At 70.7% G+C, this 14,823-nt stretch carries 12 protein-coding genes and 1 pseudogene; 7 read left to right on the top strand and 6 right to left on the bottom strand.

The window, feature by feature from the left end:
• Nucleotides 1-115 precede the first annotated feature (115 nt).
• Entirely contained in the window at nt 116-706 is a 591-nt protein-coding gene (locus tag OHA55_RS16365) for a TetR/AcrR family transcriptional regulator (protein WP_266706952.1), read from the bottom strand.
• Between the two features lie 108 nt (nt 707-814).
• Here OHA55_RS16365 and OHA55_RS16360 point away from each other — a divergent pair, with 108 nt between their 5' ends.
• Both OHA55_RS16360 and OHA55_RS16355 read left to right on the top strand, forming a co-directional pair.
• A complete protein-coding gene (locus OHA55_RS16360) occupies nt 815-1,939 on the top strand; it encodes an ABC transporter permease (RefSeq protein WP_266706950.1) in 1,125 nt (374 codons plus the stop codon).
• Nucleotides 1,936-2,628, top strand: coding sequence for an ABC transporter ATP-binding protein (locus tag OHA55_RS16355; RefSeq protein WP_266706948.1), 693 nt, complete (start codon nt 1,936-1,938; stop codon nt 2,626-2,628). Before OHA55_RS16360 ends, OHA55_RS16355 begins: the two co-directional genes overlap by 4 nt.
• 14 nt (nt 2,629-2,642) lie before the next feature.
• Here OHA55_RS16355 and OHA55_RS16350 read toward each other — a convergent pair whose 3' ends face one another.
• Nucleotides 2,643-2,789, bottom strand: a complete 147-nt coding sequence (locus OHA55_RS16350) for a hypothetical protein (protein ID WP_266706946.1) — start codon at nt 2,787-2,789, stop codon at nt 2,643-2,645.
• Between the two features lie 315 nt (nt 2,790-3,104).
• Between OHA55_RS16350 and OHA55_RS16345 the strand changes: the two genes are divergently transcribed.
• From OHA55_RS16345 to OHA55_RS16325, 5 genes are all read left to right on the top strand, one after another.
• Nucleotides 3,105-4,427, top strand: a complete 1,323-nt coding sequence (locus OHA55_RS16345; protein ID WP_266706944.1) for a UDP-glucose/GDP-mannose dehydrogenase family protein — start codon at nt 3,105-3,107, stop codon at nt 4,425-4,427.
• 327 nt (nt 4,428-4,754) lie between these two features.
• Nucleotides 4,755-5,066 (top strand): NIPSNAP family protein, encoded by a 312-nt coding sequence (locus OHA55_RS16340; RefSeq protein ID WP_266706942.1) that lies wholly within the window; start codon nt 4,755-4,757, stop codon nt 5,064-5,066.
• A 345-nt stretch (nt 5,067-5,411) separates the two neighbouring features.
• Nucleotides 5,412-6,149: a hypothetical protein gene (locus tag OHA55_RS16335; protein WP_266710711.1), complete on the top strand. Its 738-nt coding sequence runs from the start codon at nt 5,412-5,414 to the stop codon at nt 6,147-6,149.
• A gap of 420 nt (nt 6,150-6,569) precedes the next feature.
• Nucleotides 6,570-7,403, top strand: a complete 834-nt coding sequence (locus OHA55_RS16330) for a PIG-L family deacetylase (RefSeq protein ID WP_266706940.1) — start codon at nt 6,570-6,572, stop codon at nt 7,401-7,403.
• 192 nt (nt 7,404-7,595) lie between these two features.
• A complete protein-coding gene (locus OHA55_RS16325; RefSeq protein WP_266706938.1) occupies nt 7,596-8,675 on the top strand; it encodes a hypothetical protein in 1,080 nt (359 codons plus the stop codon).
• A 47-nt stretch (nt 8,676-8,722) separates the two neighbouring features.
• Here the strand turns inward: OHA55_RS16325 and OHA55_RS16320 are convergent.
• From OHA55_RS16320 to OHA55_RS16305, 4 genes and pseudogenes are all read right to left on the bottom strand, one after another.
• Nucleotides 8,723-10,371, bottom strand: a pseudogene (locus tag OHA55_RS16320) (serine/threonine-protein kinase).
• A gap of 369 nt (nt 10,372-10,740) precedes the next feature.
• The gene (locus OHA55_RS16315; protein WP_266706936.1) at nt 10,741-11,340 is read right to left on the bottom strand and encodes a hypothetical protein; all 600 of its coding nucleotides are present in this window, start codon (nt 11,338-11,340) and stop codon (nt 10,741-10,743) included.
• Between the two features lie 1,044 nt (nt 11,341-12,384).
• Nucleotides 12,385-13,146 carry a polysaccharide deacetylase family protein gene (locus tag OHA55_RS16310; protein ID WP_266706934.1) on the bottom strand — a complete coding sequence of 254 codons (762 nt, stop codon included), beginning with the start codon at nt 13,144-13,146 and terminating at the stop codon, nt 12,385-12,387.
• Nucleotides 13,147-13,439: 293 nt separating this feature from the next.
• Complete coding sequence (locus OHA55_RS16305; protein WP_266706932.1) at nt 13,440-14,570, bottom strand: NADH:flavin oxidoreductase; 1,131 nt, start codon at nt 14,568-14,570, stop codon at nt 13,440-13,442.
• Between the last annotated feature and the right edge of the window lie 253 nt (nt 14,571-14,823).

The raw sequence follows: 14,823 nt of genomic DNA, 5'->3' as shown, positions 1-14,823 counted from the left end.
CACTCGACGAGTGTGCGGTGCGGGCCGTGCGTACCCGCTTCGACGGCATCCGCTCGGCCTGGATCCGGCCCCGGTGCCCCGGCCTTGGTGCCGGGCACGGCATGGGCCGGGGCTCTCACTGTCCCGGGAGCGTCCCGGTGATCGCGGTGACGGCCATGCGTACCGCGCGGTCCGTCACCGCGGCCGGGTCGTCGCCGTTCTCGATCGCCGTCGTGGCCGCGTTGACGATTCCCTGGAGGAGCAGCGCTGTGCGCCGCGGGTCCTCCTCGCCCAGCTCCGCCAGTGCGCCGATCAGCGGGGTGAGCAGCTCCCGGTGGACCTGCACCGCACTCTCCCGCACCACCGCCGCGTCGCGCATGCCGGCCAGTGCCTGGGCGATCCGATGCTCCCCGCCGCGCACCAGGTCCAGCTGCGACGACACGTAGGCGGTGATCTTCTCCTCGGGCGTACTGGCCGCAGCCATGCCTGCCCGGATGGCGTCCGTCCAGCGGGGCATCGCGTCCTGGACGACTGCGGCGAGCAGTTCGGGGCGGCCGGGGAAGTACTTGTACACGCTGTTGCGGGCGAGGCCCGTGGCCCTTGCGATCGCGGCGAAGGTCACGGCATCGGCATCGCCGCTCTCCAGCAGCTCGCGTGCCGCCCGCACCAGGGCCAGTCGCTGCTGGGCGTGGTGCTCGGCAACCGTGGCGGCACTGATTCTGGGCACCGGACCAGTCTAGAAGCCCTGGCGCCGACCCGCTTGGGGACGGGGCGTCCCCATCTACTATGTTAGCGACACGCCGTCCCTAACATCGATCCATCGGAGGGAACCGCCGTGTTCCTCGCTCTACTGGAGCTGCGCGCCGCCCGAGGGCGCTTCCTGCTCATGGGATCCGTCGTGGTGCTCGTCGCCGCACTCGTCGGCATCGTCTCCGGCTTCACCACCGGCCTGGGCGACGACACCATCTCCGCGCTGCGCCGCCTGCCCGCCCCGCAGCTGGTTTTCTCCTCGGACGCCCAGTCCGATCAGTTCGCCCGCAGCCTCCTCGACGAGAAGACCGCCGCCGCGTGGAGCAAGGACGCGGACACCGAGACGACCCCGCTGGGGGTCTCCATCACCCGCGGTACGACGAATCGTGGCGCCGAGGTCGATCTCGCCGCTTTCGGCGTCGAACCCGGCTCCTTCCTCGCCCCCTCGGTCACCGGGGGCGACGGTCTCGCCGGCGCGGCGGCGGGCAGCATGGTGGTGTCCGCCCAGCTCGCCGACGAGGGCGTCCACGTCGGCGACACCCTTGTCGTCGACCGACTCGGCATCGAACTGCGCGTTGTCGGAACCACCGAACGCTCCAGCTACGGCCATGTGCCCGTTGCCTACGTCCCGTTGCAGACCTGGCAGCGCATCCGCTTCAGCACTCCGGGCGCCCCGGTCTCCCGGGCCACCGCGGTCCCCGGCCAGTTCAGCGCCCTCGCCCTGCGCACCTTGCCGGACGGGGCCTCCACCGCCACCCTCGACGCGCGGTACTCCACCACCACGCTCACCAGGGAGAAGGCGTACGAGGCGGCCCCCGGCTACACCGGAGAGCGCGTCACCATGAACTCGATCCAGGTCTTCCTCTACCTGATCGCCCCGCTCGTGGTCGGCGCCTTCTTCGCCGTGTGGACCGTGCAACGCCAGCCCGAACTCGCCCTGCTGCGCGCCATGGGCGCCTCCCGCAGGCGGCTGCTCGCCCACACCGTCCTCCAGGCGGCCTTGGTCGTCGGCCTGGGCACCGCGGCAGGCGCCGTGCTCGCCGGAGCGGTCGGGCTGCTGGTCGGCGAACAGGTGCCGTTCAGCCTGCCCGCCGCCACCCTCGTCTTCACCATGTGCACCGTCGCGGCCGTGGGCCTCGCAGGCACCGCCCTGACCCTGCGCCGAGTCACCCGAGCCGACCCGCTGACCATGCTGGGAGCCAACCGATGAGCCTCGAACTGACCGGCGTCACCGTCACGTTCGGCCGCACCGACGCCCGTACCACCGTCCTCGACGGCCTCAACATCGCGTTCGAACCCGGCCGCATGACCGCTCTCGTCGGCCCGTCCGGCTCCGGCAAGTCCACGCTGCTCGCCGTCGCCGGCGCGCTGCTGCGACCCACCGCGGGGCAGGTCCTGCTGGACGGCGAGGACCTCGCCGGGCTCACCGACGCCCAGCGCGCCAAGGCACGCCGGGAACGGATCGGCTACATGTTCCAAAGCGGCAGCCTGCTCTCCGGCCTCACCGCCACCGACCAGCTGCTCGCCGCGGTCTGCATCAGCGGCGAACGCCCTCGCGCACACCGCTCCCGTGCCGAGGAGGCCCTGACCCGGGTGGGACTCGGCCACCGGCTGCGCCACCGCCCCGAACAGCTCTCCGGCGGCGAACGCCAGCGGGTCGCCCTGGCCCGTGCGCTCTTCCTCTCGCCGAAACTGCTGCTGATCGACGAACCTACGGCGGCCGTCGACCGTCCCCAGGCCGGTGACCTGGCAGCGCTGCTCGCCGAACGCGCCCACCAGGACCACTGCGTCACGGTCGTGGCGACGCACGACCCGGCCGTGGCGAAGGCCGCCGACCGGATCGTGGACATGGCCGCACTGACTGCCGAGGCAGCACCGGCCGCCCCGGCCGACCGCTGAAACGCTCCGCGACGTCAGACCCGCTGGACGCTGCCGTATGGATAACCATCGGCGCCGTCCAGCGTGGCCCGGTCAATATCGTGGTCGTCGTCCAGTGCACCCGTCGCATGACCGACGGTGAGCAGGACGCGGGGAAGGGGCGAGAAGATCGGCATCGTCATGGCCTACCGCAAGGGCGTGACCACGTGTCCGAATCGGATCAACGGGTGCGCAATCTCGATACGCAGACAGATCAGAGCCACTCCGTCCGCCCGAGCACCGCTGATTCCCACGCTCAGAGCGCGAGTTCGATTCCTGTCACCCGCTCCACCAGAGAGCCACGGACCAACGATCCGCTCTCGTCAATCTGCTGAAGCAGCAGTCCGGTTGATCCACCTGCACGAAGAGGGCCGCGCCGGGTGCGGGCGCTAGCGTGGCGCATCCGGCCGGCCCGGACTCACCGGGTGGGCGAAGACAGGGAAAGGAGCGTCGGTCCCATGCGCGTATCCGTCATCGGTTGCGGTCACCTGGGCATCCCGCACGCCGCCGCCATGGCCGAGATCGGCCACGAGGTCATCGGCGTGGACCTGGACCAGGCGAGGATCGACCGCCTCAACGCGGGCGAGAGTCCCATCTACGAGGAGGGCCTGCCCGAACTCCTCGCCGCCCACACCGCGTCCGGGCGGTTGCGGTTCACGACCAGCCTCGCCGAGGCGGCCGAGTTCGCCGACGTCCACTTCCTCGCGGTGGGCACGCCCATCGACGCGGACGGGCGCAGCTACGACACGGGTCAGGTGTTCGGCGTGGCCCGGGCGCTCGCGCCGCACCTGACCCGGCGGGCCGTCGTCATCGGCAAGTCCACGGTCACCGTGGGGACCGCGCGGGACCTCGGCGCTCTCCTGGCACGGCTCTCCCCGGCCGGTGAGGACGTGGAGGTGGTCTGGAACCCCGAGTTCCTGCGCGAAGGGCATGCCATCGACGACACCCTGCGGCCCGACCGGATCGTCGTCGGCGTCCCCTCTGCCGGAGCGGAGGACGTCGTAAGGGAGGTCTACGCGCCTCTCCTGGCGAACGGCATCCCGCTGTTCGTGACCGACCCCGCCACCGCCGAACTCCTCAAGGGTGCCGCCAACGCCTATCTCGGGATGAAGATCTCCTTCATCAACGGCGTCGCCGACATGTGCGACGCGGCAGGGGCCGACGTCCAGCAGCTGATCGAGGCCATCGGCGTCGACCCGCGCATCGGCCGCGGTGGCCTGAACGCCGGTCCCGGATACGGCGGCGGGTGCCTCCCGAAGGACGTCCGCGCCTTCACCGCCTCCGCCCGCGCGCTGGGCGCCACCGAGGCCGCGACCATGCTGCGGGCTGCGGAGGAGGTCAACGAATCCCGCCCCACTGCGGCCCTGAAGCTCATCGAGCAGACCCTCGGCCGCCCGGTCGACGGCGTACGCGTCACCGTCTGGGGCGCCTCCTTCAAAGCCGGCACCAACGACGTACGCGAATCCCCCGCCCTCGCCATCGCCGCCCTCATGCACCAGCGCGGCGCGACCGTCACCGTCCACGACCCGCACGCCAACCCCACGGCACTGCGCCGCAACCCCGAACTCGACTACGCCGAGAGCCTGGAAGGGTCCGTCCAGGGCGCCGAACTCGTCGTCCTGGCGACCGAGTGGCCCCACTTCCGCGAGGCCGACCCCAAGGCCCTCGCCCCACTCGTCGCAGCCCCGGTCCTCGTCGACCTCCGCAACCTCGTCGACGCCGACGCCTGGCGCATGGCCGGATGGACCGTACGCCAACTCGGACGCCCCGCACAGGAATAGCCGCGCCTGTCGACCATCGACCGCAGGTCCGACGTGGACACCCTGGGGGCAACATCGAGAAGCAGCTCAACGCCGTACGCCGGGCGGCAGGCCCTCACCTCTTCAGGGCGGCTCGCTCCCCGGCCACGCAGGTCGCGCGGCTGGGACAAGCACAGGTGTCGGATCCGCGGTCAGCCCGTCAGCCCTCGTGGTCATCGCTGCCCGGCCGAGCGGACAGCAGCGGTCAGGTAGGGCTCCCGGAGACTTCGCCGAGCGCCGGGCCGACTTCGCCCCGGCCATCGGCACCCGCCGTACGGACGCCTGTCCGCGGCACGGCATCATGCGCGCATGATCACCATTCACCTGAAGTACGAGATCGACGCCGACAAGATCGAGGATTTCGAGGAGTACGGTCGCCGCTGGGTACGGCTCGTCAACCAGTTCGGGGGGACGCATCACGGCTACTTCCTGCCGAGCGAGGGTGACAGCGACATCGCCTACGCGCTGTTCTCCTTCCCCAGCATGGCCGCGTACGAGCAGTACCGCACGGACAGCATGTCCGACCCGGAGTGCCGGCAGGCGATCGAACTGGCTCGTGAGACCCGCTGCATCAAGCGCTACGAGCGCCGGTTCCTCCGGCCGTTGGACGGCCTGTCCTAGGAAAGGCCGTACGGTCGTGAATCGGCCGTCCGGGCCCCGTCGGGATCACCGTCGGGATCACCGTCGGGATCACCGTCGGGATCACCGATGTCCGCTCCCGCGGGGCCTCCGGACAGCCGCCCGGCCGGGCCTCGACGAGCCGGTGGTCCCGCCCGGGACGCTGGAGCCGCGGTCGGTCCCGGACGGGCTTCGCGCGGAACGAGGCGCGACTCGGGGCCATTCCGTGGAACCGATGGCGCTGGAACAGAAGCCGGACATGTCCAGGATCATTTCAAGATCGCCCCGGCCCTAGTGTCAGCGGTGAAAGCAGGAAGCACCGCAACCGAATCGCCGCTGGAGATCATGATGCGTTCGCGCCTCGCCGCACGTTCCACTCGTCTCTTCCTCGCCGCCGCAGCCGTGACGGCTCTCGCTGCCACCTCCACCGCCTGCAGCCCCGACGACGTCGAGGGCGCCGGCAGCTCTTCGGCTTCCTCCGCCGAAAGCTCCAGCCCGTCCTCCGGCGCCGGCGCGAGCAGTTCCGCCGACGCGTCCGGTTCCAGCGCGTCCGGTTCCAAGGGCTCCGGTTCCAGCGCGTCCGACTCCAGCGCGTCCGGTTCCAGCGGGTCCGACTCCAGCGCGTCCGGTGACAAGAGCGCGGCCTCGGGCGACAGCGACGGTGGGAAGAGCGGCTACGGGCAGTCCTGCGGCACCAATGACCTGGACTTCTCGATCACCGCCAAGTCTCAGGCCGGCGGCTACTACCTCGTCACGGCCAAGGCAAAGTCCGGGATCACCTGCTACCTGGACGTCAACACTCCCAGCGTCTCGTTCGGCTCCGGTGCCGACGGCGTCGCCTCCCCGGTCGGGCAGGGGGGCGAGGACCCGATCAAGCTCTCCGGCTCCGCTGTCGCGTACACAGGTATCAATCCCAAGACCACCGACGGCGAGGGCGGCAAGGAGTTCGGGAGCGTCATCATCGCCACCTCCGACGACGACCCCGACCCCGCCGAACTCCAGCTCCCCGACACCGCCACCGTCGACAAGCCCATCGTCACCAACTGGTCGGCCAATCCGTCCGAGACGGTCCCCGTGATCGTCTGACGCACCGGCTCGGGCTGGGCAACGCCGAGCAGGCCGAAGCCTCGTACGCTCCGCCGGTTCCGCGGGTGTTCTTCCTGTTCCGTCGCACGGGGCGTTCAGCCTCCTGAGCGGTTCGGCGTCGCACGCGTCTGCCCTGGCCCGCGCATGGCGCACCACACATGGCGCCCCACGCATGGCGCCCCACGCATACCGGCCGGTCGCAGCCGTGCGGCTACTCCTGCGCGGCTGCGGGAACAGTCACCACGGCCCACAGGGTTGCACCGAGGAAGGGCCGGTGCCGCGCGGGCGGGGAGTACGGAGACCACAGGGTCGTCCGCCCGCCCCGCCCCGCCCCGCCCCGCCCCGGCCGTGCACGTTCGCGGTGAGTTCACCGCGTACGCGTACCGCGACCACAGAAGATCTGCAGAAGGACTGTTTTCCATGACTGACCGGCCCTTGACGCTCATGGCAGTGCACGCCCACCCCGACGACGAGGCGACCAGCACCGGAGGGGTTCTCGCGCGGTATGCGGCGGAGGGAATCCGTACGGTGCTGGTGACCTGTACCGACGGCCGTTGCGGGGACGGGCCGGGGGGTGTCAAGCCGGGGGACCCGGGGCACGATCCGGCGGCCGTCGCGTCGATGCGCCGCCGGGAGCTGGAAGCGAGCCGTGAGGTCCTGAAGATCAGCGATCTGGAGACCTTGGACTACGCGGACTCGGGCATGGTCGGGTGGCCGAGCAACGACGCCCCCGGTTCCTTCTGGCGGACCCCGGTGGCGGAGGGCGCCGCACGGCTCGCGGAACTCATGCGGCACTACCGGCCCGACGTGGTCGTCACCTACGACGAGAACGGCTTCTACGGCCACCCCGACCACATCCAGGCCCACCGCATCACCATGGCGGCGCTGGAGATGACCGAGCTGACGCCGAAGGTGTACTGGACGACGATGCCGCGCTCGGCGATGCAGCGGTTCGGGGAGACCCTGCGCGAGCTCGGGGAGGAGATGCCGGAGCCCGATCCCGCCGAGGAAGCCGCGATGGCCGAGATGGGCCTCCCGGACGACGAGATCACCACCTGGGTGGACACCACCGCGTTCAGTGGTCAGAAGTTCGACTCGCTGGCGGCCCACGCCAGTCAGGGCGAGAACATCTTCTTCCTGAAGATGGGCAAGGAGAAGTTCGCCGATCTGATGGGCGTGGAGACCTTCGTACGCGTGAAGGACGCCACCGGAGCGGCCCTGCCCGAGAACGACCTCTTCGCCGGAGTGCGCTGATCCACTCCCACCCGGCCCGGGTCTCCGGGCCGGGCCGGGCCGCGCCGCGCCGCGCCGCGCCGGGGACAGGAACGTCCACATACATCCCGTATATGGACGTTCCTCCGCCTTGCGATGCAGCCTTGCCATGCACCGCATCTGCCGCCGCACACTGATCCACCACGGATGACGGGCAGCCCCTAGGGTGTGCCTGTGATCTTCAAGAGGAAGCGGAAGGCTTCGGGCCTCACCGCCACCGTGTCCGAGCTGGAAGAGGCGGTTGCCGCTCGTGACGGCGACCGCACCGAGCGTGCCTTCACCGCCGTGATGAAGTCCGTGCAGTCGGCTCCGGATGCTGAACTCATTCTGTCCGGGCCTCGGTTGGCGTCACTGCTGCCCGCCTTCCCGTCCATCGGCCCGCGGCCGATGCTGGCGACGGCGGCCGGCTACTGCGTCGAGCGCGGGGCCGATCCGGCGGGCTGCGCCGAGCCGATCCTCGGAGGCGTCCTCCAGGACCTGCTCGACGCCCTGGAGTTCGCCCGCCGCTGGAGCTCCACCGGCGCGGCCGGGGACGAACTGCCGGAGCCGGACGAGAAGATCATCGACGACGCGCTGCTGACCCGCCTCGGCGGGGACGAACACGAGTCCAGGCGACTGGCGTTGGCCTGGTGTGCGGTCGAGGAGTGGCAGCCGCCCGCGCTGGCCGTGCTGTGCCGCAGCGCCGAGGTGCGCCGTCGGCACGGATCCGCGATCCTCCCCGCCTGCCGCGATCTGGCGGCCCTGGAGCGGCACGACCTCAAGTGCCTGGCCTACGCGCTGGCGGTTCTGGACGACGAGCCCCTCGTGGTGCTGCACAGGCCCACCGGGGCCGGGTTCGAGGTGCGCATCGGCGGCATCGGGGACAACTTCCAGTTGCACACCCTGCTCGCCCACGTCCTCATAGGCGGCGGCCAGGTGCCCGGAACCGCGCCTTCGGCGGAGAGCGTCCGTCTGGCCACGGACCCCGAGCCCGCCCGGGGAACCACCCGTACCGCCGCGACCGGGGCCTTCGAGCTCCTCGCCCCGGGCGGCGAACGGATCTGGAACGAGGGGCTGCCCGACGACATCCCCGTGGTGGAGGGACGTCGCCTGCTCGTGCTCGACGATCCGATGTACCAGCGCAGTTGGAGCGCCGACCGCTTCTTCCCGCACCTCCCGGGCACGGCCGAGCTGACCCGCGTCCTGAGCACGGACGAGACGCGGACCTGGTTCTCCCGCACATCGCACGGGAGCGGCAACCGCCCGCCTTCCTGACTCGCCGACCGCTCCGGTCGCGGCCGGCGCGGGCCCTGTCGGGACCGCTACGCCGTTCGCCGCCACAACGTCAGGTCCCCGGTGATGAAGGCGGACTCCTCGACAAAGGTGACCTTCGCCGTGACCACGAGCAGCGCCACGTCCCCCGAGGGCGTCTGGACGCAGACTTCGCTCCGCTCGCCATGGAGTAGAGCGAAAGGCTGTGGCTCGCGTCGCTCTGTCTCAACCGTGCGCGGCACTGGCCGAGCGTGGTTCCCGGTTTGCCGTACATCAGCTGGAGCGTGTTCGTCCGGCTGCTCAGATCGCAGGCGTCCTGCTTGCACGCGAAGCTGAGATCCCCCGTGGCACCGCCCACCTCCGTGTACGGGTCCGTGAAGTTCAGCGAGTGCTTGTTGGTCAGCATGACACCGGCGTACGGGGCGGGTTTTGAGAACGAGGGCGAGGCCGAGGGGGAGGGGGAGGCGGAGGCCCCGAGACCCTTGCGGTCGTCCACGGCCGCCGAGTCCGAGGACAGCCCGGCCGCTCCCGTGGGAGACCCGGACGAACTGACGATGGCCTGGTGAACGCTCTGGTTCACCCAGTTCAGGGTCGGCCAGGCCAGCGCTCCCAACAGCAGGGCGCCCACGGACAGACCGACGATCGTCCGCCGCGTGGTGCGCCGCCTGACGGCCTTGACCTCGGCCGTCGTCGGCCGCGCCGGCCACGCGGTGGGAACAGCCGGGTAACCGCCGAACACCGGTGGCTGCGGCGGTACGTGCTGGAGCTGTGTCCTCACCGGTGTGGGGTCGGGCAACGGCGGGGGCGGGAGCACGTCGTCGTGCTCGCTGATCTGCCGCCACACGGCCGGGGCCCCGCCCTCCTCGGTGTCGTCCCCCAAGTGCTGCCTGCACCAGGCCAGCACCTCCGCCGGAGTGGCCCGCTCCGCCGGATCGGCGGACAGGCACCGGGCAAACAGCGGGCGCAGGGACTCGGGCAGCAGGGAGAGGTCGGGCCCGGAGTGGACGATCCGGTAGAGGAGGTTGACGCCCTGGCCCTCGCCGTAGAGCGGCCTGCCCAGGACCGCGAAGGCCGCCGTCTGGGCAAGGGCGAAGACATCCGTGGCACCGGTGACCTCGGCTCCCGATGCCTGTTCCGGGGCCATGTACGCGGGCGTACCGACCGCCTGCCCCGTGACGGTGTACGCGGTTCCGTCGGCGGCCGTCGCGATGCCGAAGTCGATCACGCGCGGCCCGTCCGCGGCCAGCAACACGTTCGAGGGCTTCAGATCCCGGTGCACGATGCCCTCGGCGTGAATGGCCTGCAACGCCTCGGCCATCCCCGCCATCAGCCACAACACGGCGGGCTTCTCCAGCGGCCCCCGTCGGCGGACGGCCTCCGCCAGGGACGGCCCGGGTATGTACAGCGTGGCCAGCCAGGGGGGTTCACCGTCCGCGTCGGCGTCGATCAGCTCGGCCGTGTACGCTCCACGGACCCGCCGGGCCGCTTTGATCTCCCTGGCGAACCTCCGCTGGAAGTCCCGGTCGTCCGCCAGTTCCGGCCGTACGACCTTGATCGCGACAGGTCGGCCGCCCCGCGTGTACGAGAGGTAGACCCGCCCCATGCCGCCCGCGCCCAGCCGGGCCACGAGCCGGTAACCACCGACCACGGGCGGGTCGGCCGCCTGGAGTGGCTGGAAGACGTCGCTCACATCTTTCATCGGCCCGCTCCCCCCACTCCGACGCGTCGGCCAACGTCAGCAGCCTACGTGGCGGAACCATGGAGTTGCTGCGCAGGGGCGGGGGTTCTTCGACGGGTCAACGTCGTTCATGGACCCCTCGATTCGGCGATTTCCGACGTTCGCCTTTTCCCCTTTCCGGCGTGACTGGTCCACCGCTCCGGGGCCTCGTTCTTCCCGCGTCCGTACGTGATCCGGCAGGCGGGCTCCCGCACCCTGTCGGACCGCCGCAAGCGACCGCGGGGAGCTGCCACCACACGACCTGAGCCCCGCCACCGGGAGGGGCTTGCGCCCGGTGGCGGGGCTCAGGAGCTCCGGTCACGTCATTTGTCGGACGGGGCCGACGTCGTGTCAGATCGTCGGCGTGTCGTCGACGATCTCCTTGTGCGGCTCGACGATGAACTTCCAGCCCTCGCTGGGCTCCAGGAACCGCACGCGGGTCGGGTAGATGTCCAGGGCGCGGCGGTCACGGTTCTGGCCGTTGGCGCCCTTACGGACCTTCACCGGCTCCTCGTACAGGTCGATCTTGACGTCCGGGACCGCGACGACTTCCTCGCTCCAGCGCTGCACGACCCCGGCGCCGAACGCCTCCCGCGCGGAGGCGTAGAGCGCGTCCAGGGACTCCTTGTTCCCGGCGGGCACGAAGAGGGCGAGGTTCAGCAGGACGCCGGCGCTCTGCAGAACCTCGATCGCCTCTCCCGCCTCGTCGGCGACCCAGACGCCGCCCTCGTCGGCGTTGGCCGGGAGAACGTGGACCTCCTCGCCGAAGACCGTCTTCGCGACGAAGGACCCACCCTCGAAGTCCTTGCCCGGAGCCGTGAGGAAAGCCGGGGCGTAGCAGTCGAGAGGAAGGCCATCCACCCCTGCCGGAACAAAAATGCTGTCCTGGACGCTCAGGCCCGAGATTTCTTCAGCCGTAAGACGTCGAGCCGTAACCTTCTCAGTGTTCACGCCATTCCCCTTTTACTCGCGGCGCTCGGTGAATTCATTAATACTCTACCACGAAAATGATCAACTACACGCCGCCGTAAGCGACTTCGGGCAATTGGCAATGATTCGCGCACCCACTTCACCGACGTAGGCGCAATTCGTCATTCACGGACCTTGACTCCCCTATTCACGGGCAACCGTTCGGGCGGCCGGCGCTCTTCGCCATTGCGCCGGGAGAAAACGGCACGGGGCACGTGGCGTGCGTACACCGTGCACGGTGCGTACGGCGCGTCCGGCGCGTCCGGCGCGCACGGTGCGTACGGCGCGCACGGCGTCGCACGGGGACGAGTGTCGCGGGCGGGGGCATCCGGAAACGTCCGGCGCGCATCGCAGAGGCGTGAAGAGCACGGCCCGCTCCCGAATCCCGACCGGTACGGATATCTCCTCCGTACGGCCTCCGAACGGCCTCCGTACGGTCCTTCGTACAACCTCCGTACGGCTTCCGCAGGGCCTTCGTCCAGGAAAAGCCGGCGGGACAGCCCTGAGGGCCGCGATATCGGGGAATCGAATTCTCGGCTCTTCGGCCGCGCGCCGCCCCTGCCCCGACGGCGCCGCAGAAGATTCATCCCTGGTTCTCCCACTGGGAGTGGAGGGGTCTCTCCTGGTTCACTTGATCTTCACGCCGCGCTCCGCGCGTTCAACGCTCCGTAGAAGCAAGGAGATTCGAATCGCTCGCGCCGGCGGGGCGGGGCCGTAAAACGCCGAATGCGGCCGGGCACCGTCCACGACGTTGCCGACCGCACCCGGGCCCACCGGCCCGCACACTCCGCCTCTCACCGAGAGGCCCTGCCGCACGCGCGGGGGCCCGCGCTCGGCGGGCCCCCGGTGGCTGGACGTTCGCCTCAGGGCTGTCCCGTAATCCCTGGTGGGTGCGCGACGACAGCTACGGCACCTCGCCGCGTTGTCGGAGCGTCCGCATACATCCAGTATGCGGACGCTCCTCCGCCTTGCGATGCACCGCATCTGACGCCGCGCACTGATCCACCACGGATTACGGGACAGCCCTTACCGCACGGGGAAGCCGAAGGAGTACCCCTGCTCCTTCAGCCAGGGCAGGACCTCGCGCATGGCGTCCAGGGTCTGGGCGCGGTCGCCGCCCGCGTCGTGGAAGAGGATGGTCGGACCGGAGCCGATCTCGCTCTTGACGGTCGCGACGATGGTCTCCACCCCGGGGTGCTCGAAGTCCTTGGTGTCGACGTTCCAGCCCAGCGGGCGCATCCCCCGGGAAGCGGCCAACTGGCGGCTGTACGGGGTGAACGCGCCGCCCGGAGCCCGGTAGTACATCGGCCGTACGCCGCCGGAGGCCTCGGTGATCATGCGCTCGGCGTCCAGGATCTCCTGGGACTGGAAGGCCTCGGACTTCTTGTCCATGGTGGTGTCGTGCGAGACGGTGTGGTCGCACAGCCGGTGCCCGTCCGCGACGACCGCCTTCACCAGGTCCGGGTACGCCTTGGCCTGCGTTCCCACCATGCAGAACGTCGCCTTCACGCCGTTCTCCTTGAGGAGTTGCAGCACCTTCGGCGTCCAGACCGGGTCCGGCCCGTCGTCGATGGTGATGTTGACGCCCTGGGCACCGGCGTCAGACGCGTGCGCGATCTCCAGTGCCACGGGCCGGATGGCCGGCGCCGAGGCGTGCGCCTGCGGCTGCCGCTCCTCGGTGGTGTCGGCCTGCGCGGTCCACATCGACATGGCGAGGGCGCCCGACGTCACTCCGAGTGCCGCGGCGAGGACCTTGCCGTGCCAGCCCCTTCCCTTGTGCTTCGCCATGTCCGCCCGCCCCTTTGCCGTGTCCGCCGGTGCCGTGTCCGCCGGTGTTCCGTCCGATGCCGTGCACCCATCAAGACATGCGAACACCCGAACGAGGTAGGGCGGTTACCGATCGCGGACAAAGCTGCTGGTGCCCGGCGACAAACGCAGGTGAACGGAGACAGCCACGGGGCCACGGCGGGCCAACGGCAGGCCAACGGCAGCCGCCCGGCGCACCGGGCCCCCTAGGTCTGGGCGGCCCAGGGGGGCCGGTACGGGATCCCGGCCGACCTGCCGACGGGCTGAAAGCCCAGTCAGCGCAGCGACTTCAGCATCTCCGCACCGAACGGGGCGATGTCCCCGGTCCGCCCGGCCAGCGTCTTCGCCGCCCACTCGGGGTCGGCGATCAGGGCGCGGCCGACCGCCACCAGGTCGAACTCGTCGCGCTCGATCCGTTCCAGCAGCTGCTCGATACCGGTGACCGGGGAGCCCTGGCCCCGGAACGCCTGGAAGAACTCCCCGTCCAGGCCGACCGAGCCGACGGTGACCGTCGGTCGTCCGCTGATCTTCTTCACCCAGCCGGCGAGGTTCAGGTCGGAACCGTCGAACTCCGGCAGCCAGTAGCGGCGGGTCGACGCGTGGAAGACGTCCACACCGGCCTCGGCCAACGGTGTGAGCAGGGCGTCCAGCTCCTCCGGCGACTGCGCGACCTTCGCTTCGTACGCGCCCATCTTCCACTGGGACAGGCGGAAGAACAGGGGGAAGGAGTCCGACACGGCCGCCCGGCAGGCCGCCACGATCTCGGCCGCGAAGCGGGTGCGCGCCGCGATGTCACCGCCGTAGGCGTCGGTGCGGCGGTTGCTGCCCGCCCAGAGGAACTGGTCGATGAGATAGCCGTGGGCGCCGTGCAGCTCGACACCGTCGAAGCCGAGCCGCTCGGCCGCCGCGGCGGCCTTGGCGAAGGCCGCGATCACGTCGTCGAGGTCCCCCTGCGTCATGGCGCGGCCCTTGGGCTCGCCCGCGAGGGACAGGCCGGAAGGTCCGACCGGCTCCGCGTCGATGACCGGCGGAGCGCCCTCGGCGCGGGTCACGCCCACGTGCCACAGCTGGGGAATGATCGCGCCGCCCTCGCGGTGCACGGCGTCCACGACACCGGCCCAGCCGGCGAACGCGTCCTCGCCGTGGAAGCGCGGCACCCGGTCGCTGGTGCCGGCGGAGGCGTGGTCGACATAGGTGCCCTCGGTGATGATCAGCCCCACCCCGCCGGCGGCGCGGCGGGCGTAGTACTCCGCCACGTCCTGGCCGGAAACGCCGCCCGGGGAGAACTCACGCGTCATCGGCGCCATCGCGATCCGGTTGCGGGAGGTCAGTCCGCGCACGGTGAAGGGACGCGAGAGGGCTTCCGTCGCGCGCTGGGCTGCGGGGGTGGTGTTCACATCGGTCACGTCGTGTCCTGTCCTTCGGCTGGTCGGGTCCTCCCGTGCCCAACACCCGGCCGGCGTGCCCGCTTCCCCGGCCCGTGCCGGCTGTGGCGAAGGTCTCCCGGTACGCACGCGTTCCAGGCGCGCGTGCGCCGGACCCGCGCCGTGTGCCGGACCCGCGCCATGTGGCGTGCGCCGTGTGCCGGACCCGCGCCATGTGGCGTGCGCCGTGTGCCGGACCCGCGCCGTGCGCCGTGTGCCGGACCCGCGCCGTGCG

Source organism: Streptomyces sp. NBC_00102 (genome assembly GCF_026343115.1).
Classification (GTDB): Bacteria; Actinomycetota; Actinomycetes; order Streptomycetales; family Streptomycetaceae; genus Streptomyces.
The sequence above is the reverse complement of the archived record's forward strand: the minus strand, read 5'-3'. Positions and strand labels throughout refer to the sequence as shown.

Excerpts from the sequence above, each read along its gene's own strand:
- OHA55_RS16355 (WP_266706948.1), top strand. The coding sequence starts at position 1,936 with ATGAGCCTCGAACTGACCGGCGTCACCGTCACGTTCGGCCGCACCGAC.
- OHA55_RS16350 (WP_266706946.1), bottom strand. The coding sequence starts at position 2,789 with ATGACGATGCCGATCTTCTCGCCCCTTCCCCGCGTCCTGCTCACCGTC.
- OHA55_RS16345 (WP_266706944.1), top strand. The coding sequence starts at position 3,105 with ATGCGCGTATCCGTCATCGGTTGCGGTCACCTGGGCATCCCGCACGCC.
- OHA55_RS16340 (WP_266706942.1), top strand. The coding sequence starts at position 4,755 with ATGATCACCATTCACCTGAAGTACGAGATCGACGCCGACAAGATCGAG.
- OHA55_RS16335 (WP_266710711.1), top strand. The coding sequence starts at position 5,412 with ATGCGTTCGCGCCTCGCCGCACGTTCCACTCGTCTCTTCCTCGCCGCC.
- OHA55_RS16330 (WP_266706940.1), top strand. The coding sequence starts at position 6,570 with ATGACTGACCGGCCCTTGACGCTCATGGCAGTGCACGCCCACCCCGAC.
- OHA55_RS16310 (WP_266706934.1), bottom strand. The coding sequence starts at position 13,146 with ATGGCGAAGCACAAGGGAAGGGGCTGGCACGGCAAGGTCCTCGCCGCG.